The 22,520-nt window shown below is 62.3% G+C and carries 27 protein-coding genes and 8 pseudogenes; 20 read left to right on the forward strand and 15 right to left on the reverse strand.

Features of this window, described 5'->3' with window-relative positions:
- Positions 1–122: 122 nt before the first annotated feature.
- On the reverse strand, positions 123–422 hold the full coding sequence (locus DPM13_RS15050; protein WP_223252072.1) for a Ku protein: 300 nt from the start codon (positions 420–422) through the stop codon (positions 123–125).
- Between the two features lie 331 nt (positions 423–753).
- On the opposite strand from DPM13_RS15050, the gene DPM13_RS15055 reads away from it, so the two are divergent.
- Both DPM13_RS15055 and DPM13_RS27280 read left to right on the forward strand, forming a co-directional pair.
- Positions 754–942: a DUF2303 family protein gene (locus DPM13_RS15055; RefSeq protein ID WP_112888314.1), complete on the forward strand. Its 189-nt coding sequence runs from the start codon at positions 754–756 to the stop codon at positions 940–942.
- A gap of 147 nt (positions 943–1,089) precedes the next feature.
- Positions 1,090–1,248 (forward strand): hypothetical protein, encoded by a 159-nt coding sequence (locus tag DPM13_RS27280; protein ID WP_397246407.1) that lies wholly within the window; start codon positions 1,090–1,092, stop codon positions 1,246–1,248.
- A 779-nt stretch (positions 1,249–2,027) separates the two neighbouring features.
- Here the strand turns inward: DPM13_RS27280 and istA are convergent.
- From istA to DPM13_RS15090, 5 genes and pseudogenes are all read right to left on the reverse strand, one after another.
- Positions 2,028–3,311: pseudogene (gene istA, locus DPM13_RS27285) on the reverse strand (IS21 family transposase); the annotation flags it as partial.
- A 106-nt stretch (positions 3,312–3,417) separates the two neighbouring features.
- Positions 3,418–3,594, reverse strand: coding sequence for a nucleotide-binding protein (locus DPM13_RS27725; protein WP_449579281.1), 177 nt, complete (start codon positions 3,592–3,594; stop codon positions 3,418–3,420).
- 89 nt (positions 3,595–3,683) lie between these two features.
- Positions 3,684–4,372: pseudogene (locus DPM13_RS15080) on the reverse strand (hypothetical protein); the annotation flags it as partial.
- Between the two features lie 273 nt (positions 4,373–4,645).
- Positions 4,646–5,479 (reverse strand): IS5 family transposase, encoded by an 834-nt coding sequence (locus DPM13_RS15085; RefSeq protein WP_080620377.1) that lies wholly within the window; start codon positions 5,477–5,479, stop codon positions 4,646–4,648.
- A gap of 318 nt (positions 5,480–5,797) precedes the next feature.
- The gene (locus tag DPM13_RS15090) at positions 5,798–6,757 is read right to left on the reverse strand and encodes an IS110 family RNA-guided transposase (protein WP_223252616.1); all 960 of its coding nucleotides are present in this window, start codon (positions 6,755–6,757) and stop codon (positions 5,798–5,800) included.
- A gap of 138 nt (positions 6,758–6,895) precedes the next feature.
- Between DPM13_RS15090 and DPM13_RS19920 the strand changes: the two genes are divergently transcribed.
- Positions 6,896–7,102 carry a hypothetical protein gene (locus tag DPM13_RS19920; RefSeq protein WP_145963397.1) on the forward strand — a complete coding sequence of 69 codons (207 nt, stop codon included), beginning with the start codon at positions 6,896–6,898 and terminating at the stop codon, positions 7,100–7,102.
- A 346-nt stretch (positions 7,103–7,448) separates the two neighbouring features.
- Here DPM13_RS19920 and DPM13_RS15100 read toward each other — a convergent pair whose 3' ends face one another.
- The 3 genes from DPM13_RS15100 to DPM13_RS21165 form a co-directional block, all read right to left on the reverse strand.
- Positions 7,449–8,735 (reverse strand): IS5 family transposase, encoded by a 1,287-nt coding sequence (locus tag DPM13_RS15100; RefSeq protein ID WP_112888317.1) that lies wholly within the window; start codon positions 8,733–8,735, stop codon positions 7,449–7,451.
- Between the two features lie 393 nt (positions 8,736–9,128).
- The gene (locus DPM13_RS25285; protein WP_145963398.1) at positions 9,129–9,254 is read right to left on the reverse strand and encodes an aromatic acid/H+ symport family MFS transporter; all 126 of its coding nucleotides are present in this window, start codon (positions 9,252–9,254) and stop codon (positions 9,129–9,131) included.
- Positions 9,255–9,629: 375 nt separating this feature from the next.
- Positions 9,630–9,776 (reverse strand): hypothetical protein, encoded by a 147-nt coding sequence (locus tag DPM13_RS21165; RefSeq protein ID WP_189654706.1) that lies wholly within the window; start codon positions 9,774–9,776, stop codon positions 9,630–9,632.
- Positions 9,777–10,092: 316 nt separating this feature from the next.
- On the opposite strand from DPM13_RS21165, the pseudogene DPM13_RS21170 reads away from it, so the two are divergent.
- A pseudogene (locus DPM13_RS21170) lies at positions 10,093–10,792 on the forward strand (ABC transporter ATP-binding protein); the annotation flags it as partial.
- Positions 10,793–11,395: 603 nt separating this feature from the next.
- Here DPM13_RS21170 and DPM13_RS19935 read toward each other — a convergent pair.
- A complete protein-coding gene (locus DPM13_RS19935; RefSeq protein WP_145963399.1) occupies positions 11,396–11,599 on the reverse strand; it encodes a hypothetical protein in 204 nt (67 codons plus the stop codon).
- A 23-nt stretch (positions 11,600–11,622) separates the two neighbouring features.
- On the opposite strand from DPM13_RS19935, the gene DPM13_RS15115 reads away from it, so the two are divergent.
- The 7 genes and pseudogenes from DPM13_RS15115 to DPM13_RS15140 all read left to right on the forward strand — a co-directional run bounded on the left by DPM13_RS15115 (position 11,623) and on the right by DPM13_RS15140 (position 14,556).
- Positions 11,623–11,850: a hypothetical protein gene (locus DPM13_RS15115; protein WP_112888318.1), complete on the forward strand. Its 228-nt coding sequence runs from the start codon at positions 11,623–11,625 to the stop codon at positions 11,848–11,850.
- An 85-nt stretch (positions 11,851–11,935) separates the two neighbouring features.
- A pseudogene (locus DPM13_RS26210) lies at positions 11,936–12,058 on the forward strand (ABC transporter substrate-binding protein); the annotation flags it as partial.
- 57 nt (positions 12,059–12,115) lie between these two features.
- Positions 12,116–12,380, forward strand: a pseudogene (locus tag DPM13_RS15125) (hypothetical protein); the annotation flags it as partial.
- 548 nt (positions 12,381–12,928) lie between these two features.
- Positions 12,929–13,231 (forward strand): hypothetical protein, encoded by a 303-nt coding sequence (locus DPM13_RS27295; protein ID WP_145963401.1) that lies wholly within the window; start codon positions 12,929–12,931, stop codon positions 13,229–13,231.
- A gap of 501 nt (positions 13,232–13,732) precedes the next feature.
- The gene (locus DPM13_RS21175) at positions 13,733–13,873 is read left to right on the forward strand and encodes a hypothetical protein (protein ID WP_189654707.1); all 141 of its coding nucleotides are present in this window, start codon (positions 13,733–13,735) and stop codon (positions 13,871–13,873) included.
- Between the two features lie 202 nt (positions 13,874–14,075).
- On the forward strand, positions 14,076–14,318 hold the full coding sequence (locus DPM13_RS23795; protein WP_223252073.1) for a hypothetical protein: 243 nt from the start codon (positions 14,076–14,078) through the stop codon (positions 14,316–14,318).
- The gene (locus DPM13_RS15140) at positions 14,272–14,556 is read left to right on the forward strand and encodes a hypothetical protein (protein ID WP_145963402.1); all 285 of its coding nucleotides are present in this window, start codon (positions 14,272–14,274) and stop codon (positions 14,554–14,556) included. The genes DPM13_RS23795 and DPM13_RS15140 overlap by 47 nt, the downstream gene beginning before the upstream one ends.
- Before the next feature lie 258 nt (positions 14,557–14,814).
- On the opposite strand, the gene DPM13_RS15145 is transcribed toward DPM13_RS15140, so the two are convergent.
- The 3 genes from DPM13_RS15145 to DPM13_RS21180 all read right to left on the reverse strand — a co-directional run bounded on the left by DPM13_RS15145 (position 14,815) and on the right by DPM13_RS21180 (position 15,865).
- The gene (locus tag DPM13_RS15145) at positions 14,815–15,030 is read right to left on the reverse strand and encodes a P-loop NTPase family protein (protein WP_112888321.1); all 216 of its coding nucleotides are present in this window, start codon (positions 15,028–15,030) and stop codon (positions 14,815–14,817) included.
- 216 nt (positions 15,031–15,246) lie between these two features.
- On the reverse strand, positions 15,247–15,591 hold the full coding sequence (locus tag DPM13_RS27300; protein WP_397244757.1) for a peroxidase family protein: 345 nt from the start codon (positions 15,589–15,591) through the stop codon (positions 15,247–15,249).
- A 91-nt stretch (positions 15,592–15,682) separates the two neighbouring features.
- Positions 15,683–15,865, reverse strand: a complete 183-nt coding sequence (locus DPM13_RS21180; protein WP_189654948.1) for a hypothetical protein — start codon at positions 15,863–15,865, stop codon at positions 15,683–15,685.
- A gap of 143 nt (positions 15,866–16,008) precedes the next feature.
- Here DPM13_RS21180 and DPM13_RS15170 point away from each other — a divergent pair.
- Together DPM13_RS15170 and DPM13_RS23805 are read left to right on the forward strand one after the other, a co-directional pair.
- Positions 16,009–16,152 (forward strand): annotated as a pseudogene (locus tag DPM13_RS15170) (GTP-binding protein); the annotation flags it as partial.
- Positions 16,153–16,612: 460 nt separating this feature from the next.
- Positions 16,613–16,897, forward strand: a complete 285-nt coding sequence (locus DPM13_RS23805; protein ID WP_223252618.1) for a helix-turn-helix domain-containing protein — start codon at positions 16,613–16,615, stop codon at positions 16,895–16,897.
- Between the two features lie 36 nt (positions 16,898–16,933).
- Here the strand turns inward: DPM13_RS23805 and DPM13_RS15180 are convergent, their stop codons facing one another.
- Entirely contained in the window at positions 16,934–17,194 is a 261-nt protein-coding gene (locus DPM13_RS15180; protein ID WP_223252075.1) for a hypothetical protein, read from the reverse strand.
- Between the two features lie 196 nt (positions 17,195–17,390).
- Between DPM13_RS15180 and DPM13_RS19945 the strand changes: the two genes are divergently transcribed.
- The 7 genes and pseudogenes from DPM13_RS19945 to DPM13_RS27305 all read left to right on the forward strand — a co-directional run.
- A complete protein-coding gene (locus DPM13_RS19945; RefSeq protein ID WP_145963403.1) occupies positions 17,391–17,636 on the forward strand; it encodes a hypothetical protein in 246 nt (81 codons plus the stop codon).
- 609 nt (positions 17,637–18,245) lie between these two features.
- Positions 18,246–18,707, forward strand: coding sequence for a TraM recognition domain-containing protein (locus tag DPM13_RS15195; protein ID WP_112888322.1), 462 nt, complete (start codon positions 18,246–18,248; stop codon positions 18,705–18,707).
- A 203-nt stretch (positions 18,708–18,910) separates the two neighbouring features.
- Entirely contained in the window at positions 18,911–19,042 is a 132-nt protein-coding gene (locus DPM13_RS25295; protein WP_262983149.1) for a hypothetical protein, read from the forward strand.
- A 16-nt stretch (positions 19,043–19,058) separates the two neighbouring features.
- Positions 19,059–19,226: pseudogene (locus tag DPM13_RS15205) on the forward strand (substrate-binding domain-containing protein); the annotation flags it as partial.
- A gap of 1,355 nt (positions 19,227–20,581) precedes the next feature.
- Positions 20,582–20,749, forward strand: coding sequence for a hypothetical protein (locus DPM13_RS21185; RefSeq protein ID WP_189654708.1), 168 nt, complete (start codon positions 20,582–20,584; stop codon positions 20,747–20,749).
- A 504-nt stretch (positions 20,750–21,253) separates the two neighbouring features.
- Positions 21,254–21,457, forward strand: a complete 204-nt coding sequence (locus DPM13_RS21190) for a hypothetical protein (protein ID WP_189654949.1) — start codon at positions 21,254–21,256, stop codon at positions 21,455–21,457.
- A 21-nt stretch (positions 21,458–21,478) separates the two neighbouring features.
- Positions 21,479–21,598, forward strand: a pseudogene (locus DPM13_RS27305) (AAA family ATPase); the annotation flags it as partial.
- A 537-nt stretch (positions 21,599–22,135) separates the two neighbouring features.
- On the opposite strand, the gene DPM13_RS15230 reads toward DPM13_RS27305, so the two are convergent.
- Entirely contained in the window at positions 22,136–22,396 is a 261-nt protein-coding gene (locus DPM13_RS15230) for a hypothetical protein (protein ID WP_112888324.1), read from the reverse strand.
- Positions 22,397–22,520: the final 124 nt, after the last annotated feature.

A 22,520-nucleotide genomic window follows, 5' to 3' on the forward strand; every position in this document is an offset into this window, starting at 1 on the left:
GCATTTTATCGACCAAGCCAGGGGTTCTGTTGTTGCCGAGGAGATCCGCTCGGCTCCAGCTCGGCGCCGCACTCACTTAGCCATGTCGCGCGCCGCCGGCGCTCAAGAGTTCGCGTGCTGTTTCAGCGGTGCATAACATGCTGGCGGCTGAGCAACCAGATTCTCTCGAGGGCGAGCAGAGGGCGCTGGCGCTGGCGGCCTTCCTCGGCGGCCGGGGCCAGGTAATACGGCTTGTCGAAATAGACCTGGTCGATTTCCCCGCAGCGCAGAAAGGCCGAAACCTCCAGCGTCTTGTCGCTGTCGGGGACGGCGGCGGCGACTTCCTCGGGTTCAAGGATGACATAGTCGTTTTTCAACGAGGTGGTCACAGAGGCAGCTCGAGCCGGGGACGCCGCGCCGCTGATCAAGTCGGTCGTCGCCAAGACCCAGTCCGAGGGCTTCGGCGTGATCCGGAGAACAGCGAGCCATGGGTCGCCGACCTGAACGCACGGATCGAGACGTTGCGGAGCGCGCCAAGGGGCTCAAGACCATGACGGATCCGGAAGGAAAGATATCCACCCCCGCCTATCCATCCGACCTGCGCGAACGCGGTGAGCGGTCTGGTGAGGGCGCCGCTCTCCGCCATTACACGCGCCCACCACCACGGTGCCGACACGTGGGCCTTAGGTCTAAGGGGGGTGACCGTAACTGACGAAGACTACCGGACCATCTTCTTCGCGATGAAGCGAGCGTCGGAACGTCTCTGGGCACGGCATGTCCGCAGGCAGGGACATACCGCAGGCGTCCCGCTGGGACGAGATGGAGGCCAAGATCCACCCGCAGGCCGAGTTCGCGCGCTTCCTCGAGGAAAACAGCGTGGACATCGGCTTTCCCGAAGCGGGCACGATGATCGAGATCAGCCGCACTGCTTCAAGGGGAGGACAGAGTCTACATAATATTTAGGTCATAGAGTCATGATCATACCGCCGGAGAAACAGACCGTCAAAACAACCTGAGCATATCAACCGACCATCCCACCGCTTCCTGACGGAGGGTCGGAGCAGGCGTCTCGCTGAGCGTCCGGAGGCGGCAGCGGCGCTGGAGCAGAATCTGGTCGAGACTCGCGCGGCGCTTGCAGATCCGGTGCGGCTGACGGAACTCGACATCGCGTTCCACGAACTGGTCGCGAAGGCGACGGCAAACCGGGCGATCGAGGCGGCCCGTCTGCCGATCGGATCCGTTTTGACCCGTTGGTGGCTGACGACCTGATTGGATTGCCGGGTGGTTTCTGACTACGCCCGAGGACAGTTGCGGCGTGCCCTCGATCCCGATTTCGAGCAGACGATCTGCAGTCTCGCGCGACTCCCAGGAAAGGAAGAAGAATGACATCCATGAAACCCGGCGGGACGAAATTCGTTGGCCGGATATCGACAACGACCTGCTGGGTCATTATATTGCCGTGAGCTATGGCGGGGCGGATTGGGTTCGGCGGAGCAGGGCGCGCAGCTGAGCGTGCGTTGCGCGTAAGGCTTCAGGTTGCTTTCGTGGGGCAGCGGCTGGATGATTGCATTTGACATTGCGAAACAGTTCGCAGATCGCGCCCCCGCAACCAACGATAATTGCGAAGCCTCCGTAGCACTGCGCGGAGGCTTTCGCATTTTTGCCCTCATTCCGCAGTTCATCGGCTGGCAAGCCTGGAAAAGCACGGCGAAAGCAGCCGTCCAGAGCCGCGGCCTCTGCAAGGAAGTCAGGGATCTTCCGTCCTGCCGCAAGCGCAGGATCGTGTCGAGGTCGCCGCGCAGCACGATCGCCTGTTCGCCGCACCGGCATGAGCGTGCTGATCGACCAGCGAGCGGAAGGTTTCGGCGGCACGGGCGCGGCCGTCCTCGTCTTGCAGATCTCATAGAGCTGCCCGATCCGCTGCGCATAGAGTGCCGCAATGTTCGGACGTAGCAGACGGATTTTGGCGATGGCACCATCGGTGCGATTGACCGTTTATTCGCTATACTTCCGGGCTTCAAGTCCAGTCATCTTCTCCTTCATTGAGGGGCAGAATGGACGCCTTGCGAGAGGGCTTCGGCACATGCTTTTTGCACCGTAGGCATGCCTTCCGTTAGCACAGCGCCGAGGATCTTTACCATCTGGCGGTCTCCATCCGAGGAACCCTGCAGCTTGCGGCGGATCTGTTCGAGAGCTCCGGGAAGAACCCAGTCTTTGAACGGGGCACCGTTACGCAGAGCCCCGGGTTTGCGAAGAAGAACAGGCACATAGTGCCAAGGATTGTAAACTGTTCGGTCTCGGCCGAAGTGGCGCGGGTGGTCTCCGACCAATCACCCCCCCGCTCTCCTATCCTGCCCTCTTTGAGATCGGCGGCCAGAACCTCCTCGAACATCAGGGCCTTGCCTTGAATGAACTCCGTATCCCCGACGCCATAGGCGCCGTCGAAGCGCCCGCCCTTGGGCTGATGCGAGCCAGATGCGAGCCGACCATGACAGTCTTGTCCGTCAGCTCGGGATGTTTGCTGCTTCTGGCCGAGGCGATGCACTTATCCAGAAGCCAAGCGTTCAGTTCCTCGTAGCTCTTGACCCTGACCCGGGGCGAGAAGAACCGTTGGCGGACCGTGCCGACCTGGCTCTCCACCTGACCTTTCTCCCAACCCGAAGCCGGGGTGCAGGCGATGGGATCGACCAGATAATGGCTGGCCATCTGCAGGAATCGACGATTGTAGAGGCGCTCCTTGCCAACGAAGATGGTCTCCACCGCTGTCTTCATGTTGTCGTAAATCCCGCGAGTGCAGGTGCCCTTGAAGAAGGCGAAAGCCCGATCATGGGCGTCGAACACCATCTCCTGCGTCTCGCGTGGATAGGCCCGCACGAAGAACATCCGGCTGTGGCACAGGCGAACATGGGCCACCTTGATCGTGGTGGTCGCCCCATCAATGAGGACAACCTCGTGGCTCCAGTCGAACTGGTAGGCTTCACCGGGGGCAAAACTCAGCGGCACGAAGGCGGACGAGGCACCGGAGCTTTGAGTGCGCGCCCGGACCGAGGCATAGCGGCGGACCGCATCATATCCGCCTTCATAACCGAGGCCGCGCAGTTCCTCGTAGATCTGGATCAGCGTCAGGCGTTCCCGGCTGGCCCGCGCGGTCTTGTCAGATCGAGGGCCAAGGCTTCGGGTCGACCTGATCCCGCCTTTTGTCATTCTGCGGTACAAATATTCGCGGTCCGAGCGGAACTCGTAAGACATGTTTCCGACAAGTTCGTTCTTCGACAGATCGATTTGATCGGCCCTGCCGGCAGAAAATCTCGGCGTGAAAACCATGACGCCATCGGTAACCTCCCTGAAAGAAGGCCAAAATGTAGCGAGGTGAAGCTCAACTGCAACAAATCTGCGTCAGACCCCCTTTTGGACGCCGGTCAACAGGCATCCACGCCATCAACAGAGTCCGAGCAGGGGTATATTACTACAGTTATTTTTCGCTACATCATTTTTTCTTTTTGGGCAATTCGCAAAATCCAGATAGCCTTGCACGCGATAGCCCCGCATCGCAAGGTCCTGGGCTGCGTGAATGGCGGTGGAGGTCTTCCCTGACCCGCCTTTGAAGTTGACGATGACTTGGGTGGGGTCATCCGAGCTACGGCGTCCGGTTCTCCATCAGCGCATGCCCGATGAAGCACAGCATCGCGCCGATGGCCGGGGGCTTTCTTGTATAGCCGCGCGTCGGGGCGGTCGTCGAGGCACGGTGGCGTTGGAGCGCTTCTGGCCCCGGAAGTCGACTTCGGCATTGCGGTCTGGATGGGTGGGGCGGGACATCGGGTCGGTCTCGGACGGTGTCTGATCCACGAACTCGTCCATGGCTGCGCGGTCGGGGAGTGGTAGCTTGCCCGCGTCGTCAGACGGCGTGCGCGTGTTGGGCAGGGTCCAGCGAGGCCCAAGCCTTGATCAGCGTGCCGTCGACCGAGAAGTGATCATCCGACAAAAGCGGCGCGACTTCGCGATGGGCCAGGATCGTCGCCATGACCTTGCGCGACATCTTGGTCGTCAGCAGCCGGTCGCGGTTCTTCGTGAACACCGTCGGCACCCAGACCGGGTCGTCGATCCCGAGGCCCACGAACCAGCGGAACAGCAGGTTATACTGCATCTGCTCCATCAGTTGCCGCTCGGACCTGATCGAGAACAGGATCTGGAGCAGGCTGGCCCGGATCAGCCGCTCCGGTGCGATCGAGGGGCGGCCAAAGGCGGTGTAAAGCGCTTCAAACTCCGCATCCAGACTGGCCAGTGCGTCACTCACGACTTGCCGGATCTTCCGCAGCGGGTGCTGCGCAGGGATGCGGTCCTCAAGATCGACATAGCTGAACAGCGACCCGCTCGTCTCGTCCGCTCCGCGCATGATCACTCCCACTGTTATCATGCCGACGGTGAATCATGTTCTCAAACCGCGGTCGAGTCACGACTATTTCAGCGGCCTGTTCTCATGATGGCAGTCGGCCCCTTAGGCCATGACTTTCCATCCGGCTTTGCCGGGCCCGTCGTGATGTGGATGCGCAGGGCAGGAGCCGGAACCGAGACGACGGTTGAGCAAGCTCCATGGCCGGTTGGATACCGCATGACCGTGGTTACGTCCTGGGGCTGCCTCGGTCTAAGAGCCCGACTCAAAATTCCGCTAACGATCCCAGTTCCTTGCGAGGCGTCTTGTTGTAAGGCGGACATGGGCGACATTGATCCATGCCTCGGCGGAGGCGGTGGATTTCTCCCAATCCTTGCCGAGGCGACGGCAGCGACCGAGCCAGGCAAAGGTGCGCTCGACGACCCATCTGCGGGGCAGGACCTCAAAGCCATTCGCGGTGTCGGACCGTTTGACGATCTGCAACGTCCAGGTGCCCATTCTGTCGAGCGCGCCGCGCAACTTCGGCCCGGCATATCCTCCGTCTGCGAAGACATGCCGAAGCCAGGGGCAGAGATGACGGATGGATTTCAGAACCGCCGGCGCGCCATCGCGATCCTGAATGTCGGCGGCATGAACCACCAGCCCGAACAGCAGGCCGATGGTGTCAACGACGATGTGGCGCTTGCGTCCCTTGACCTTCTTGCCCGCGTCGAAGCCGCAAACGCCGCCGCTTTCGGTGGTTTTCACGCTCTGGCTGTCGATCACCCCCGCGCTCGGGCTGGCCTCGCGGCCTTCCAGCACTCGCGTCTCCATCGCAAGCTCGAAGCGCATCGACGCGAGCAGGCCGCTGTCGCGCCAGTCGTAGAAATACCTCTGCACGGTGGAACAGGGTGGGAAGTCCTTCGGCAGTTGCCTCCATTGGCAGCCGGTCGTCGCGATGTAGAGGATCGCGTTCATCACCTCCCGCAAATCGGTCCGGCGTGGGCGTCCAAGCCGGCGTGGCGACGGCATGAAGGGCATGACCAACGCCCATTCCCGATCAGTCAGATCGCTTGCATATCGCGGCAGTTCCCGCCGATACTCCCGGCGGGCGGTTTCAGTCCAGGGCATGCGTGGCTCCGTTCAGTTTGGCAACCGAACAGAATCACAACCCACTGAAACCGCTCAACCCTTTTCGGGGCGGGCTCTAAAGATCGGGCATCGACTGTGTCGGCCCATAACAGGGCACGAGGGTTCCCCACCGCGTTCCGCCCCCAGCCCTGTGCATCGGCCTGATCTGGGCGATCTTCCCTTCTTTAGGACGCTCGTCCGCAGCTGCAGATAGCGCCTTGACGGCCCGGGCGATGAAGGACGATCGCGACCGCTGCATTGCGGTCGGTGCCACGACCTTCGCCATGCCGACCGTCGATCAGGTGCCGGTTGTGTGGCTCATTCGGAGAGCTCCTTCCGGCAATGTCCGTGCAGGGCCTGGCGGGCCGCGATCCGTTCCTTGCGCTTGCGATAGCGCGCCTGCATCCGGGCCTCGCCCTCGGCCGATCCGTCGTGCCAGGTGCCGAACCATTTATCCAAGGGGATCAGGGCGTCGCCGTAGTTCACCTCGAAATACTTGTGGTGCAGGTAATGGGCATAGGCGTGGCTATCGAAACGCCCGAAGTCGCCCACCTCGGCCACCACCGTCACGGCAACGATGAACCCAACCCCACGCATCGCTTGGACGGCCTCCACAACCGGCGCAAGGCTCCAGTGCGGCAGCAGGTCCGCGATCTGTTCTGTCAGCCGCTCGACCCGCGCCTCGGCATCGGCGACCGCGTCGATGTAATCCTGCAGGACGATCTGTTGCGCCGGATGCGTGAAGCGCACCATCGCGAGCCAGCGCCGGTAGGCACCTGTCCAGCCCTTCTTGCCGGGATAGACCCGACCGTGGCGCAACAGGAAGCCCTGCAGATGCTGGCGCGCCTTGCCCGCCACCCGCATCGCTGTCGCCCTGGCCCGGACCAGGTCACGCATCGCCTCATGCGCTGCATCCGGCACCCAGACCGCCGTCAGCTCCCCGGCCCGGTGCAGCTTCGCCAGCATCACCACGTCGCGACGGTCGGTCTTCACCCGATCGCCCTTCTTCACCGGGATCAGCGAAGGGGCCACCACGATGCAGTCATACCCCATCTCGACGATCTGGCGATGCAGGCCATAGCCGCAAGGACCCGCTTCGTAGCAAAAATGCAGCCGAGTTCCGCCAGCTGCCAGTTTCTCGACCAACTTGCGCACATGATCCGGCCGGTGCGGGACCGTCCCAAGGTGGCGGACCTCACCGCCGCGTTCGCCTTGCGCAATCGCAACCGAGATCGTCGCCTTGTGGACATCAAGTCCGATAAACGTGCTACCCTGCATCTGGTCTCTCCCCCATTCTTGAGGCTCGGCGCACGCCAACCGGGCGCAACCCTCGAACGGAGAATGCCGCGGGAGAGGCCACAGACCCAGTCAGCTCAGGGTCCGATCATGGGGTCTAAGGCCGGGTCAGGTCGTGGCGTGGCCGAGGTCTTCTTCGCCTGGCTTCGCCTTGTCGGGCAGGGCACGCTGACCGCGCCCAAGGGCGAGACGGCGCAGGCGGTGATGACCCGGCTGCGCTTTGCGCCGCTGCTCGCACGCGAAAGCGACGATTTCGGTCTGGGTAATGGTGGGGCTGGCAATCAACCTGTCAGCCATCATCGCGCTTCTGACACTGCTAAGTCATGAACGACCGTGGGAAGCCATGACTGCCGGTTATGAGTTGACCGACCCTGACACGAGCAAGAGCGCTACGAGCCGGCACCCCACGATCGGCCGAGCGATCAGATCTGATATCCATGCGGACCTCGCGCGAGAGGGCAGAGACATCGTGAATTGATAGTCATAGGTTGAGTAAAATGTCATTGACACAACCTTAGATATTCACGCGGACAGACTGATGCGCTTCCTGCTTTAGCGAGAAACTAAGCGCTCCATAATACCCGTTAGGTGTCGAAGCCAGTCTGGCGTCAGTCTCCATCGTGATTGCTTAGACCTAAATAAGGTCTCTACCTAGTCGGTTCTGAACAACTCCTCAGGCGGCCACTGCATGGCGGTGAAGGGTCCTTTCGCCCCGGATGATCGCCGTGATCAGGTGAAGCAATAGAGTCCAAAGAGCCCTGAGATGGGCGAGGATCTTGCGGATATTGTGCCCGCAGGCGCAGAGGACGGCGAAGACCGCGTCGCCGATGCGGCCTTTCAGCGGGCATCTGGCCAGGCGACCATCGCTCTTCATGTGCCCGATCTCAGGCTCGATGGCACTTCGTCGCCTGAGGAGCTTTGCCAGGAGCGGGGTGATGCCGCGTCTTGTGCCGCTGATCAGGACCTTGGTGGTCTCCACGCCATGGCCGCGATAGCCGCGATCGACGACGGCGAGATCCGGCACCTGCTCGGTCAGGATGGCAACCTGCTCCAGTGCAGGCGCCAATGTATGGCCGTCGTAGGGGTTGTCAGGGAAGCTGCGGGCGCCGACGACAAAGCCTCCGTCGAGGGTAGTAGCAAGGCTGACCTTGGTGCCGAACTCATAGCGGATGCGCGCCTTGCCCTTGGAGATGCAGTCGACCTCGGGCTCGTGCAGGGCGTAGATCTTGTTCTTGCTCTTCGGTGTCTGTTCGAGCAGGCGACCGACCAGCCAGAGCGCCTCCAGCACCCGTCCGCGCAGCGCGCCTTCGGGGATGTCCTGCAGGTGGCGGCGCAGGTCCCGGCGCACGCGGCCAACATAGCCCTTGAGTTGGCGCAGGGCCTTGCGCATGCGCTTGAACTGCCGGGCATGGGCATACCGCCCCACCTGGGCGGCCAGCCGCGGGGCAAGGCGCGCGTAGTTCTGGCGCAGATCGACCCCCGCTTCCTTCGCCAAGCCGACCAACAGCGCGCGGGCGCGCTCGTAAAGCCGCGCATCCGTGGGATGGGCGATGGTCTTTTCCATCACGGTCGTATCCACAGCCACCCGCTTCAGGCTCTTGTCGGTGACCGCGCCAGAAGCTCGGCCTGCCTCGATCGTCTTGGTCAGCAGCCACTCCACTCCTTCCTCCCCGATCCGCTTGCGCCAGCGCACCAGCGACGAGGGATCGATCGGGGGACGGTGCTGGAAGAACGTCTCGCCGGTGAAGTGCTGGTAATACGGGTTCTCGACCCACCGGGCGACGACTGCCTCGTCAGAGAGCTTGAAGGCGTGCTGGAGATACATGAGCCCCGCCACCAGGCGTGGAGATGTCGCTGGCCGTCCCTGGCGAGACGGAAAGAAGCTCGCCCACTCCCGTTCAAAGAAATCCCAGTCGATCAGTGCCGCAAGCTTCACCAACTCATGGCGGGCGTCGATCATGTCGACCAGTCTCGGGCGGAGCAGGTCATCCTGTTCAGGGGCGAGAGGATAGGCGAGAGGCAGAGCGGGAGAATGGCAGGCCTGCCAAGGGCCGCGATACGGAGTGGGAGAGATAGGACAGAGCCGCTCTAGCTCGAAGCGCGAACCTCATAACGTTCAGGACGGGAAGTGAGGCGCAAGCCGAATACCCCATCTGAACCCAGCCACCCCGCACGGTCGCAGGCATCGGACACAACGCGTCAACTCTTCTCTTTACAAACCAGTGAGCGGCTCACAACCTCAAGGTGAATTGATTACCAGTTAGCCGTGAGCTCCACTTGCCGATAGTCGATTACCCGCATGTCGCCGCTGCCAGCGCGGTCACGTCACGCCGAACGAAGCAGAGGAGGCCTTCTACGAAAGCGTGCCGAAAAAGCCGCCTAGGTTGAATACGGCCCCGGCATAGATCGCGCTTTCCAGCGGCAGGCCGGCCTGGACGGACAGCTGCGTGATCCAGGACACCAGGAAATAGAACGTCATGAAGACCAGAATGATCGAGGTCCAGCCGATGCCCGCAGGGCACGAAGATCATCGTCGTCGGGCCACGGCGGGCCATCCCCGCCATTCCACCAACAGGAGCTGCATCGCCCAGCATGAAGCTGTCCTGGTCATGAACGCTCATTATTTCCTCCGGTACTGCTAGACGCTTCCAACAACCTGCGGAGTCCTGTAGGATTGCGGCATGGCTTCAGTCACGTTCTCCGAATTGGTTCTGGCCGGCTTCATCATCAGGTTGGGATTCATATACATGGCGGTGTCGACGATCAGCCAGTTCTGGAGCGATGGACAGCCATTACCCAGATCGCCCTATTTTGCTGCCTCATTGTGGGAGTAACCGCCAGCGCAGGCTGATCGCTAGACCCAGCAGGCATAGGCGCTGGCGCAGGAGGCGGTGTAGTCCTCATCCGTCAGGTTGGTTACGTTCAGCTGCGCCCGCAGCCCTTCGTAATCGCGGTCGAAGGCGCCGAAATCATAGCCCACCGCCATGTCGAACGATCTCACGCCAGTTATCTCGTTGAAGGGATGACAAGCCACGCCACAGGACATCTGGCCGCGATAGCGTCCAATTACCAGATCCAACTGATCCAGCCGGTTCGTAGCCACGCCTGGTAGAAGTCACAAACCGGTGATGCGGGGTCTTCAAGGGACTGCCAAGTCCAAGTCGCAGCAGACCACGCGTGTCGTTGCAGAACGGACTCACACCGTCGCGAGCCCTAAATCAAATTTCGGAGGATGAACTCTGAGCTTGCCACAACTTTATTCCGTTCGCTATGTTTTTTTGCAAGCGTATGCAAATCGATTCCCGAGGGAGGGCGCGATGGCTGAGATCCAGCTGCGGAATGTCGGAAAGCGTTGGGGCTGCGATGCCTGGACGGCCATTTTCGATCGCTCGACGTCGTCATTCCCGACCGGACTTCATTGATGCTGCTTGGGCCTTCGGGCGTGGCAAGACCACTTGAGCAGCATATCGCCGGGCTGGAGAAGGGAATGAAGCTCTGAGATATTGATCGACGGTAAGGTGTCAAGATTTGCAGCACCGGACCGCGACGTGGGATGATGTTCCGGTAAAAGCAGCCGCTTATGACATGAATGTCTATGATAGCCTTCGGTTTCCGCTGAAGGTGCGGGGCATTTCGATGCAGCGTTCATGACGAAAAGGTGCGTCGCGCGGCCTCGATGGTAGAGCTGGACGATTTTCTGCATCGCAAGCCTGCGGAACTGTCCGGCGGTCAGCGTCAGCGCGTCGCCTTGGCCCGCGCCATCGTGCGAGAGCCAGATGTCTTCCTGATGGACGAGCCGTTGTCGAACCTTGACGCGAAGCTGCGGGTCTCGACGCGGGCGCAGATCAAGGATCTCAGCCACGAATTGGCTGTTACGACCATCATGCACCCATGATCAGGATCGCAGCGATGACGCTGGCCGACCGGGTCGTGGTGATGAAGAAGGGTGGTCCAGCGCATGGCAGCCCCACCGAGATCTATGATCGCCCAGCCAATACCAGCGTGGCCAGCTTCATCGTCACCTCGTGGTCCGAGGAAGAGGCCAGGAACTTCAACCGCGAGAAGCATTTCGAATATGACGAACGCTATGAGCGGGCGGCGGAATTCGTCGAGGTGGCCAAGGGGCTGTGGGATTCTTGGGACGAGGACGCCTTTCTGCGCGACAAGGACGCGGGCGTGTTCTTCGACCCCGGAAAGATGCATGTGCTGATGTGACCATGAACCATTCGGGCAAGCATTTCAGCGTTCGCGGCCCGCTGACCGGTGGCGCGGTGATCGACGCCAAAATGCCGTCAGGCACTGACGGAAAGGCTTTACATCTACCGTCGCAGTGAATCATCACCAACAACCCCGATGAGATAATCAAGCTCTTTTAACTACATTCTGTATCAAGTATGACGAAACATAAGCGCACTACGAAGACTAAGATGACGCCCGAAGACCACTATTCTTGGCGCTTTGTCGCTTGCGTCGACCTCGGACTGGGCAGACTTGCGCTTTTGACTATGACGTGACGCTCAAATCCCTGACCGCCGGATTCGCAGGCCTGGAAGGCCGCAACCGCGCGATGGCGGAGTGCGGAAACTTCTCGGCCATGCGTTGCACCAGGAATCAGGACAATCAACCCGACGCCCTTGCCGCCAATCCCGATCCTCCTCTGAGTGAGATCGGCGGCGTGGCGAATGACACGGTAATTCCGAGCAGAATGCCGGCAGCATCCGCACGCTGGACAAGCATGGTTGCCAGCTCTGGTCGGCCTGAGCCCGAAAGCTGATCGCCGTCGACGGCAAGATCATGGCGATCCATGATGTGAACGCCCAGCATGTGGTCATCGTGCCGCCCTATTCTTGGGCCTCGGCCGAAGATGCGAAGCGATTGCCGAGTGGTATTTCCCGCTGAATGCGTCGCTGTCGCTGGGGGTGGAGGGGTTCCGCCCCTCGGCCGTCACCTTCGCGACCGGCTGGCAGACCGCCTATTGGGTCGCCAAGCACCGTGCCAGCGCGGAAAAGCTGTATTTCGTACAGGACTTCGAGCCCGATCTTCTCGCCCGAGGCATCAAGGCGCTGGCACCCTGAAGGCGATGACCGCCAATGACCCTGAAATCTCGTGCCGTGATTCGACCAATGTTCGGCAGAAGGAACGCACCAGGGGAGGAATGAAATGCGAAAGTTTCTGCTGTCGACCGTTGCGGTCGGCCTGTCCGTCACGCCTGCGCTGGCCGAGGTTTCGGACGGCAAGGTCAAGATCGGCATTCTGAACGACCAGTCCGGCGTCTATGCCGACGACTTCGCTGTGCAGGGATGGCATGTTCTGGCCAAGAACATGACCGACGAACAGGCCTACGCCGCCGCGACGGTGCCGATCTTCGCGGATGATCCCCGGCCTCGGCTCCTCGGCCAGCTATGCGCCGGTGCCATTGCTGATCCTGATCTATGCGACGCTGCTGCGCAGACGCCTGCCGGAAACGGCGCGCGGCCTTGCCATCGGCGCCGGGATCCTGATCGTCTCGCTGACCTTCCGCACGCTGGACCAGCCGCTCTGCGGCGCCCTGCCCTTCGGCACCCATTTCCTGTGGCATGTGCTGAACGCGGTGATGCTGGGCTGATGACTGAACCCATTCTCCGCCGGACCGGGGGGTCGCCCTCTGCCGTCCGGCGGCCCCGAACAGACCCATGAGAAAGGCAGAGACATGAATTGACCGCACCTATGCCGCCTTTGAACGAAGTAAATCTTATCATGATGTTGCTGTTTCGCTGATGCCGCGATGGATGATCTGAACAGAAAGCTTCTGATGCGCCGGCCGTCTATGGAACGTTCGAGGCCAAACCTGCACCCCGCGTGCCCACGCCGCCTGCGTGACAGAACGCCAGCATGGGTACCCGTGCTGGATATTGCACGGCTCGATTGTCCAAGAGGCGCGGTGTCGGCCGAAGGCTGCATCGAACGTGTTCGACCCCGACGCACCTCCGGTGCCGAGGTTCACTGTTTTCGCCCGCGTTTCAGTCTATCGACTTTTGGAAGGCCCTGCGCTTTACCCTGACCTTCACGCTGTTCACCCTACCGCTTTCTGGGTCTGGGCCCGAGCATGTGCACTGAGTCCCGCAACAACACCGCCAAAAGGCCCGCATTCGTGATCTCGTCGAGGGTCACGACATGCTGGCACCGGTGATCGGCGCGATGCTGAAAGCGCGGGCTGCTTTGTGGGCGGAATTCACCCGGCTGCATCGCGAGATGCTGAAGATCTCCCGGGCCGATCCTGTTTGCCGGCGGCTGACGCGTGCGTGCCCGGCGTCGGAGCTCTGGTGCCGCGCTTTTGCCGCGATCGTCCGCATGCCTGGTTCCAGACCGTCAACATCGACCGCTGGACAGCGCGTGACGACGGCCAGCCTCGCGCTGGCTAGCGCCAGCGCATGTCGTGAGCAAGCATGTGATGCCGTCACAGCAATATGCCGATGAGCCGCTCAGGACGCGACCGCCTCTGCGGGGGCGATGGGCTTTTCCAGCCGGAGGACATGGCAGAACCTTGGTGGAATGACCGCCTGATCATACCCGGTGGCGAACAGGACGGCAACCGTTCCATCAGCTGGGCATAGGTCAGCGCCATGCTGACCATGATTGGAATATCCGTGGTGCGGATCCGAGCCGAAGCGCACCTGGCGCGATCATTCAAGGAGGAAACCTATGCAAGCCATTCAGAACCAACCCCATCAGATGCGGGAACTGACCTCGGCCGAATTGGCCGCGGTCGGCGGCGACCGCCGCATTCCCCATCTTCTGGTGCGGTGAGAGCTTCAAGCTCCCAACCGAAGCGACTCTGACTGAAGCAACTTTCACCGCTCCAAGCCCCCGATTTTATTCCCATAAGGGCGGCCGCGTCAGGGCAAGGACGTATGCCGGGTCTTGGTCAGCCTTGGAGCCGGTGATGATCTGGGCTACGGCCCGTGTTGCATCGGGCTGATGCGGCGCGGGATCTATCCGACATACGAGGCCGCCTATGTGAACCAGGCCTATGTCGTCGGGGTTTCGGTGGTGCTGCTGGTCTTCGGGCTGCTGCTGCTCAAGCGCTTTCACCGCGACCTGCTGGAACGCTGGGGCTGACGTGATGGGACTTTCGACCGAGCATTATAAGACCGTCTGGATCGACCGTGGATTTTCGAACAGCTTCCAAACCCGCTCATACGAGACGCTGGGTATAGTCGACCCCGACATGGCCGACTGGCGGGATATGGGCTGGCGCGGTCGGGATCAACCGCCTCGCTTTTGCTATTTTGGGTCGCGCAGAGTCTCCGTCGCCGCCTTCATGGTCGTGCTGGTCGCGGGCAGTTGCGCACTGGCCGCGCTGCTGCGTCCGGTCCTGGATCGGATCGGCGATTTCAGCCTGGCGGACACGCGGATCGGGATGATCCTGGTCTATTGCACCTTCAACCTGCCCTTCGCGATCTGGACCCTGCGCCCCACGCTGGATGGCATCCCGAAGGAACTGGACGAGGCCGCCTATGTCGACGGCGCAGCATCCTGCCTCCGAAGGGTCATCAGGCCGTGATCTGGACGCGCGTCAGGCCACGGGGCTGTTCAGCTTCGTGCTGCGCGATGCCGATACCGATGCCACCCGCTGCTTCCTGGATGCCCTGCGCCTGTTCCGGCCTGCAGGGCTTTCTCCGTGCATCCAAGCAACCTCGTTGGTCGCGGTCAGTGGCGGCGGTCTCGATCATCGGCCCCTGTTCCTTCTTGCGATGATCTTCCAACGCCAGATCGTCAGTGCCCTGACGCAGGGGCCGTGAAGGGCGATGAGCTCACGTTTTCGAGGGGGCGCCATGACGCCGGCCACCCCGCCGAACGAGGCTTGCAGAATGATATGGAACCAAGGGTGATTTTCTCACGATCTAGGTATATGTGGACCCATCTGCCACAAAATAGAGTAACCAGTATAAGCCCATGAAAGGATAAACTCCCCAACAATCACATACACCACCAAGGAAAAGCCATAACAATAAAAAAAAAACCTGTTGACTACCCCGGGCAATGGTGGACGGCCTGACCTAGAGCAACAGAGCAAGCTGACGCCGAATCAGTCCGTGCCCAGGTCCTCGATGGCGATCAGGGTGCCGCCCCAAGCCGAATTGCAGCAGTTCCATGGCTTTCTCGGTGACACGGCGCTCCTCCCGCAAGCTGTGCCGCAGGCCGAGAAGTGTTCGCAGCAACCCGTCGGGAAGCTGCGGGTGAAAGCCCATCAGCACGTTCTGCAGGACGGTCACCCATGCCCGGGAATTACTTGGCAGTGGGCCCGGACCCTGGCAAGCGGGTCGAGATGGAGTCGCAGATGAACGCCCTCCAGATCTGCACCCGTCCGAAGGCTTTGCTGGCCGGCGTTGCGGTCGAGGATTCGGAGAGCACAAATGGTTGACCTTGCGAGCGTGCAGCCCCGCCCCCGGCACCTGGGCCAGAGGAGGGCCGAATGATCATCACCTATCTCAAACGCGGCAATTCCGATGCCGCCGTGCCGAGGATGATGCCAAGACCCGCGCCGTGGTCGAGGCGACCCTGAAGGATATCGAGGCGCACGGGGATGCGTCTGTGCGCGAACTGCTCAGCAGTATTCGACACTTGATCAGCAGGACGATGGTCACGTTGCGCGCGGTCTGGAACACGCGCTCGTCGTCCCAGCCGGTGTGGGCTGTCTCGATCACGCCGGCAAGGCGGTTGTGTTCGCGCAGGAACAGCGTGTTCAGCATGGCGGTATAGGGCGTGCTGTTCCCGGCTGGATCCTTGGCCACAAGATCGACGGCACCCAGGCGGAATATGTTCGCATCCCCCATGGCGACAATTCGCTTTACCCGATCCCCGAAGGCTCGGACGATGAGGCGTTGGTGATGCTGTCCGACATCATGCCGACGGGCATGCCGCGCATCATCGCCTGCACGCCGCCGTTTCAGGCAAGCTAAACCGGCTGTCGGTCAACACCCCCGCGGTGCTGCTGAACAACGCGGGTGGGATCCAGGCGACGGTCACCATGGCCATCGGCACCCCGGAAAGCGGATTGACCGAGGAGTTGCTGTCGCCCGCGCTCAGCGGCTCGTTCGAGATGATCAAGTCGACCTTTGCCCCCCGCTCGGAAAGCGCCGCCGTCCGGCCCGCCGCCCCCCGCGAGGATGGCGGCGAAACCGCCGCCGATGCCGAACTCTGCGCGACCGACCTTCTGGGTCAGGCCGAACATGGCTACGATTGCGCCCGCGGACCTGCTGACCAAGGGTCGCAAGCTCGCCGAGGACTCGATTACCGTGATCGAGCGCACCCGCGCACTTGCCGAGCCGCTGCCCGTCGCCGCAACCTTCGATTTCCGGGACGAGAACGGCGACAGCCTATCGGATGTCTCGCGGTCGCCAAGACCTCGGCCGGGGCAGTGGACCTGCAGGTGATGACCGACCGCGACGACGGTCCTGGACACGATGACAAGCTCGGATCACGTTTCGTGGCCAGCGCACCAACGTCGAGCTGGCGACCAAGGAAACGGCACCAAGCGCACGCACCCGACCAGAAAACCTTTGTCGCCATACCTCGGCGACCAGTGTAGTCGGCCAGATGGAAAGATGCATTATCAGAAAGTTGACCACGGACCCGTATAGAGGCAATGATCGGCGAATACTCGAAGCGCCTGCATGCTGCAGGACCTGAAAGGATCACGGCCACGAACAATCCACGACCCCCACCTATCTCTACGTGGGTGAGGTCGGCAACACCCAGCGAAGCGGACCTGCGCGTAGCAGGGCTACCATAGCTGGCAGCGGATCGTCAACCAAAAAGTAGCAGGGCTATCATTTGAACGCGGTGCAATGCAAAATGGCGAGGGTCGCAACCGGCCTTGGGATACGTGAACTAGCGGCGCTGGCCGATGTTTCACCCAACACAATATCCCGCCTTGAACGCGGCGAGGATCTGAGACCGGGGACCATTCGACACCGCCTATCGCGATCTTCCGGCGCATGGCCGGAGATGGAACAGGACCTCGCCGCGGTCGGCATCCGACTGAATACGACGCTTCGTTCCGACTGGGTCGGCTATTGCAACGAGTGGCGGCAGGGAGCGGCATCAGGCCTCTCAGCGACATCTCTTTCAGCGAGATGAGCTGGGCGATGTCCACCGATCTTTCCTATCGGACAGCTAAGATTGCGATAGTTCCGCCATTTTCCTAGACAGCTCGATATGTTCGGCGGCATAGCCGAACGCGCCCGACATGCCGCAGCAAGAGCTTTCGATCACCTTCAGTTCAAGTCCCGGAACGCTGCGCAGGACGGTTTCGACCGGACCCATCGCGGCAAAGGCTTTCTGGTGGCAATGCCCGTGCAGATGCGCAATCTGGAGCTCTGAGAAGCACCCAAAGAGGGCGGCCCCGAGGTGCTGGAGATGAATCGTTTCTGGCATCCGCGGATGAACTGGTACAGTCCCAGTGGATCGGCATCCGGGCGCGGCATCGCCGACGTTAAGCAAGCGATGAACTATCAAGAAAGCATTACGTAAGAGAGTTACACATGCACAGGTCAATGGGCAGTATCTGGAAATATTGTATGTCACTTCTATCCACTTTCTATGGCGGCTGGTCAGGCCGCGTCAGGCCGCGATGTCTGAGATCGTCGATAAACTGGGTGCTCCGCATGTCTTGGTGAACTGTGCGGGCATTGCACCGGGCAAGCGCATCATCGGACGCAGCGGCCCGATGGACCTCGAAGAATTCGAGCGCGTGGTGCGTGTCAACCTGATCTTATCGGCAGTTGGGGGTCGATGTCTTCGCGCGGCTGCGCGTTCAACACGGCCCGCAATATCGCACCTATCTGGACTGGTGAAGCGTCAGGAAGCATCCAAGTGACATCCATCATGCCCCCCTTTTCCCTGCAGGGCCGCAAGGCGCTGGTGACCGGCGGCAGCCGCGGCATCGGCGCGGCCATCGCCCGCCTGTTCGCCGAGGCGGGCGCCAGCGTTGCCGGCACGGGGGGCAGGGCGCCTGGACGAGCAGCTGCCAATTGGTCGCGGGCGGCGGCACAGGCGCAGGTTCTGGATCGACCGACCGGACAGCGCTGGACGCGCTGTGTCGGGGGCGTTCACACGTCGGACTGGCCGGCTGGCGCGGCACGGCCCCGCCTGGACACCACCTCACCTTCCAAGAACGAACATCACCTGCGTTCGGCCTTTCTGCGGCCCGCCGATGGCGCAAGCGGCGCGGAGAAAGACAGGTCATCAGGGCAACATCCGCCGGCATCGGAGGTCCTCCTGGCCGGGCAGCGAGGGCAGCCGCCGGAATGGCCCAGCAGCAGGACTGAAGTGATGGGCTCGGGGCCCGGCTCGGGAAAGCGGAAAACCGTGTCGCTCATGTCTGTCCTCGTAAGGCGCCGCGTGGATCACCGATCGACCTTCGATAATCCCGAACGCGCCGCGTGGTCAGGAGAAGTTCGCCCTGCGCATTGGCGCGGCCCAGATCATGGGCGCGGTGCTGTATGCTGGCCTCGGACGCCGGTCATGGCGGTGGGTGTCGATGCTATCGACGCGGCTGGATCGGCGAACTGAGCTGGAAACGCTGCTCCATCAAGTCCAGAACGGCCCCGGCATCGAGTCCGCCGCGGGCATCAAGCTCTATCTCGCCCCCAACGACAAGAAGACCGCCGAAGAAGTCTCGGCAAGCCTCGGCAAGACCACGAAACTGTCGGTCAGCGACAGCCTGTCGCGCGCGATGGTGTCGCGCCGCTCGCGATCATCGACGGTCGTCGACCGTTTGCTGACATTCGGTTCACCGGACGAGGTGGTCGAGAAGCTGCACCAGTTCCGCGACGAGACCGGTCCCTTCAACCATCTGATCTATGCCGGGCATGACGGCCGGGCGCCGCTCGATGGAGTTGATGGCCGAGAAAGTCTCCCGACTCTCAGGTTGATGGGATCATCCTGACCCCGGACACCGTGACCGACATCGCAACGGCTGTGAGCAGGCGAGGTGCGCCGCACCGGCGTTCGCTGGTGGAAAGCGCAACAGGCGTGACCTGAGGCACTCGGCAACCGAACGAACTCAAGTCCCCCGCCGAATACTGGGAGACCGAGCCCCACCATCATCCGGAAGGCGCCTCGACCAACATCGGGTTCTGGGTCTACCTGATGAGCGACTGCCTGATGTTCGCGGTCCTTTTCGCCTGCTACGGCGTGATTTCCATGCCGACCTGGCCACGGCGACCGGCCGGCCCGTCGTCCACCAGCGCCACGACGAACCCGGCGCAGCGCCCCATCTGATGGCCGTCTTCGTGGCCAAGATCACATGGCCTTCGCGGTGATGGATGTGCTGCGTTTCGAATTGGGGCTGTCGGTCCCGCATGACGTGTCGGTCATAGGCTATGACGATGTGCCCCCCGCCGCGTGGCTGGCCTATGGCCTGACCACGATCCGCCAACGCGCCAACCTGATGGTGGCCGAGACCGCAGCCCCTGACCGGCAACACCGCCTATGCCGTTGCCCCGACGCGGCCCGGTCACGTCAGGATCGAGGGCCAGGAGTATCCCATCAAGGCGGCTATCGCGGCCGGCATCCTGCCCGAGGGCTGGACCCCCGAACAGGTTTTGAGAAGGGCTCAACCAAGCGGGATGTTCCTCGATGCATCTCGGGTCACCAAGGCGATCTCGACAACGTGCATACTTCGCCAACTCGAACAATACCCATCGTCGCGCTCGCCCCTTCGGCGGCTGCGCACCTCCATTACCTCGCCATGGCGACGCTGGCCGTTTTTCGACATGAGTCTGCTGGGGGAGCATGTGGTCTGGTCGGCGCCCCGGCCTACGGATTTCGGCCGCATCCAGCATCTCGACCGCGACGCATGGGCGACGGAGTCCTGACCGCGCCAGCGGCATCGCGCGGATCGGCCGCGCGGTGACCGCCCTTGAACCGGCAATCAGATCAGTGGGGCATGGACCTCGGGCATCAGGGCGCGATCGGAGGGCGCATGCGTGTTGTAGCCCCCCACCCAGAGCATCGCCGATCCTGATCATCCGCTACGCCGTGCCCCGCAGGCGATCAGCGTGGTCCGGCCGGGGACCGACCGGCCGCGCCTGCCCTCGGCGCCGCAGTCCCCCCCGCTGATCCTGTCGGTCGGCATTCTGCATCCCCGCAAGGGCCACGACATCCTGATCGAAGGATTTCGACAGCGCCGTGCAAGCCGACTAGCCCGACGGCTTGACGAACACACTCCACCGCTGCAGTGGACCCGGTTCTGGATGGGGCTGCGCGCCTCGTTCCCGACGCCGCCTTCACCATCCACCATCAGATCGGCTGCGACGATCCGGCGATGACTGCGCAACTGTCAGAATTACCAGTCAGATCCAGGGTCGCGTTCCGGTCAGCGGCGATTGACACGGGCCGGAGGGGATGCTCCTTTCATCAGGGCCATGTCAGTAATGGCGCGCTGGTGGCGGATGAAATCCGCGCGCCAGATCTCGGCGAAGGTGGTCTTGGTCATCTTCATCAACGCGCCCGACGTGATGGCAGCGCACCTCATGAGTACACGAGTCGAGGCACTCGGCAGATCCACGCGCACCGCGCCCGCCTGCGCGCCGGCGCGGGAAGCAGCGTCCGCCCGGCATCGGATCCAGACCGGCAGCCTGACTGACCCAGTCTCAAAGGAACAAGGCCAAGCCACGAGGACAAGCGGATCGCCGCGAGGGCGGAAATCATCAAGGACGTGGACAAGACCGCCTTCATCGAGGCTATGGCCCCGGTCTATGAGAAATACGTGACCACCCCCGAGGCGCGCGACCTGGTCAAGCGCATCCAGGAAACCCAGTGATCCGCGACCGCCCGGCGGCATCGTCGGCGCGGCGGGTCGCCGCCGAACTGCCGCAGGTATCGCTGCGCATCAGCAGCACAGGGCAGCATCCTTGTCCTGAAGCGGCGGCCTGGCCGTTCTGTACGGCAACCTTCTGGCAACCCAAGAAGGGCGAATGCAGTTGATTGATCACTATCAGATGGCATTTCCGGTTCAGAACATCGGCACTGATTACGCCATGTTCATGGCAATCCTGGGCAGCGGACGATGTTGAGGGCGACTAGAAGGTCGGGCAGGTCATCGAGGATGACTGCGCCCTACCTGCACCTTGTCGCCGGTACCTATTGCCCAGCCCGCTCCGGCAGGGCTTGCCAATGGCGGTCGCGACCGCCGGTGCTGACGGACAGCAGCTGAAGGCCTATCCCGAGGTCCTTCAGGATGTCTGAACGACGTGACCATGACCGGGCGGGCCAGTCACCTGCTGGGCATCATCGGGCCGAACGGTCCGATCCAGGATTTCCGCCGGCTTCGAGGTCGATTTCCTCGATCTCCAGCGGGCGGTTCGGCTCCCAGGCGATGGCGGCGCGGGTCTTCATGGCGATACTCCTCGGCTTGCATTCAGATGACGTGATGTTATTACATACTGAACGTGCTTGGAACCGGCCGGGGCGGTCGCGCTGGAACCCGCCATGACAGGCGAGGCCAGCCTGTATCGTGTCACCGCGACCGACGATCCGGCCGGCGACCTGGTGCGGCAATCGCGCCATCTGCTGCGGCTTTGCACGGCACCGCACCCCGCCGACGACAGCCAGTTGCTGTTCCTGCCCGCCGCCCTCGGCTTTCGCAGCGACGAGCGCGTGGTGATCAATCCCTCATACTACATGCCGCGCTAGGCCATGACGCACCAGGCGCTGGCCGCCGATATCCTGCTGGTACCGCTGGGCGCGTCCTTCCTTGAGTTCGACTCGACGGGGCGGTTCTTGACATGGAGGTTCTGCGCCAGGCCCGAGTCGCATTGCCGGCGTCGTGCTGGGCACCTCGCCCGGCCGAACTGGATGAGGCAAGGCATGTCGCGGCGCCAGATCGCGGCGGTTCGGCAGGACGGTCTGGCCGGGTCATTCGATATCCTCTGGTCGGCAAATGAGTTTGTCCGGCCGGATCCCTATCTTGCCAATTCTCGGCGCTGTGCCGCAGTTGGCGAAGGGCCGGGCCCCGGCCATGCTGGACCGGCTTCTGGCCCGCCTTGCCCCTGCCGGACTTGAAGACAAGTCGTAAGGGAGCTTCCGATGAACCCGACCCTGATCCTGCGCTGATCCACGCGGTCCTGTCCTTTTGCAGGCGTGGCCCTACACTCCGGTTGTTCCCCCCACAGTCGAGCCCGCAGATCGTGCCGCATCCGGCCAGCAAGGGGCATCCAACGCCACACGCCTAATCGCGATCGTGGAAGATCCGGAAAGCGACCTGCCGATGCCATCCCCACGCTGAAGGCTTTGATTGCAGCACTCGCGCATCTGGAGGCCTTCACGCATCTGCGGCCACCTGCCAGCGCCCCCAGATCGGCGCGTCGTGGGCTATGCCCGCATCCGCGAGCTGTCGGCCATCGCGGCCTGATGCGGATCGAGGTCCTGATGGTGCGCCCCGAGCACGACCTTATATCGCAGGCTCTCGCGCTCCTTCGAGCGGATCGCGGCGAGCTTGACCCGGCTGATCGGCGTCCGACTGGGGCGAGATCTATACCACCGGTCATCAAGGGCCTTGGCATCGCGGGCGCGCTGGCCAACGGCGTGATGCGCGATCTGGCGACCTGTCGGCCGGTTCCCGTGACGCGGCATCCGTCGTTCCCAGCCATTGCTTCATGCATCTGCGCGATATCGCGGCGGATGCCGGCGTGGATGTCGCCTATGTCCATCGCAGCTTCGGTTCCAAGGAAAGTTGTTCCAGGCGGTTCTGGCCGAG

This window comes from Paracoccus mutanolyticus (genome assembly GCF_003285265.1).
Lineage (GTDB): Bacteria > Pseudomonadota > Alphaproteobacteria > Rhodobacterales > Rhodobacteraceae > Paracoccus > Paracoccus yeei.

Coding starts and splice junctions, on each gene's coding strand:
- DPM13_RS15090 (WP_223252616.1), bottom strand. CDS start 6,757: ATGCAGGGTAGCACGTTTATCGGACTTGATGTCCACAAGGCGACGATC.
- DPM13_RS15055 (WP_112888314.1), top strand. CDS start 754: ATGTCCGCAGGCAGGGACATACCGCAGGCGTCCCGCTGGGACGAGATG.
- DPM13_RS15140 (WP_145963402.1), top strand. CDS start 14,272: ATGTCGACGGCGCAGCATCCTGCCTCCGAAGGGTCATCAGGCCGTGAT.
- DPM13_RS21190 (WP_189654949.1), top strand. CDS start 21,254: ATGACAGGCGAGGCCAGCCTGTATCGTGTCACCGCGACCGACGATCCG.
- DPM13_RS27300 (WP_397244757.1), bottom strand. CDS start 15,591: ATGGGGGATGCGAACATATTCCGCCTGGGTGCCGTCGATCTTGTGGCC.
- DPM13_RS15230 (WP_112888324.1), bottom strand. CDS start 22,396: ATGCCGCGTCACGGGAACCGGCCGACAGGTCGCCAGATCGCGCATCAC.
- DPM13_RS15100 (WP_112888317.1), bottom strand. CDS start 8,735: ATGATCGACGCCCGCCATGAGTTGGTGAAGCTTGCGGCACTGATCGAC.
- DPM13_RS25285 (WP_145963398.1), bottom strand. CDS start 9,254: ATGACGTTCTATTTCCTGGTGTCCTGGATCACGCAGCTGTCCGTCCAG.
- DPM13_RS27295 (WP_145963401.1), top strand. CDS start 12,929: ATGCTGGCACCGGTGATCGGCGCGATGCTGAAAGCGCGGGCTGCTTTG.
- DPM13_RS15195 (WP_112888322.1), top strand. CDS start 18,246: ATGGGCGCGGTGCTGTATGCTGGCCTCGGACGCCGGTCATGGCGGTGG.
- DPM13_RS23805 (WP_223252618.1), top strand. CDS start 16,613: ATGGCGAGGGTCGCAACCGGCCTTGGGATACGTGAACTAGCGGCGCTG.
- DPM13_RS21175 (WP_189654707.1), top strand. CDS start 13,733: ATGCGGCGCGGGATCTATCCGACATACGAGGCCGCCTATGTGAACCAG.
- DPM13_RS25295 (WP_262983149.1), top strand. CDS start 18,911: ATGAGCGACTGCCTGATGTTCGCGGTCCTTTTCGCCTGCTACGGCGTG.
- DPM13_RS19945 (WP_145963403.1), top strand. CDS start 17,391: ATGTCTGAGATCGTCGATAAACTGGGTGCTCCGCATGTCTTGGTGAAC.
- DPM13_RS19935 (WP_145963399.1), bottom strand. CDS start 11,599: ATGCTGGGCGTTCACATCATGGATCGCCATGATCTTGCCGTCGACGGC.
- DPM13_RS23795 (WP_223252073.1), top strand. CDS start 14,076: ATGGTCGTGCTGGTCGCGGGCAGTTGCGCACTGGCCGCGCTGCTGCGT.
- DPM13_RS15085 (WP_080620377.1), bottom strand. CDS start 5,479: ATGCCCTGGACTGAAACCGCCCGCCGGGAGTATCGGCGGGAACTGCCG.
- DPM13_RS15180 (WP_223252075.1), bottom strand. CDS start 17,194: ATGCCAGAAACGATTCATCTCCAGCACCTCGGGGCCGCCCTCTTTGGG.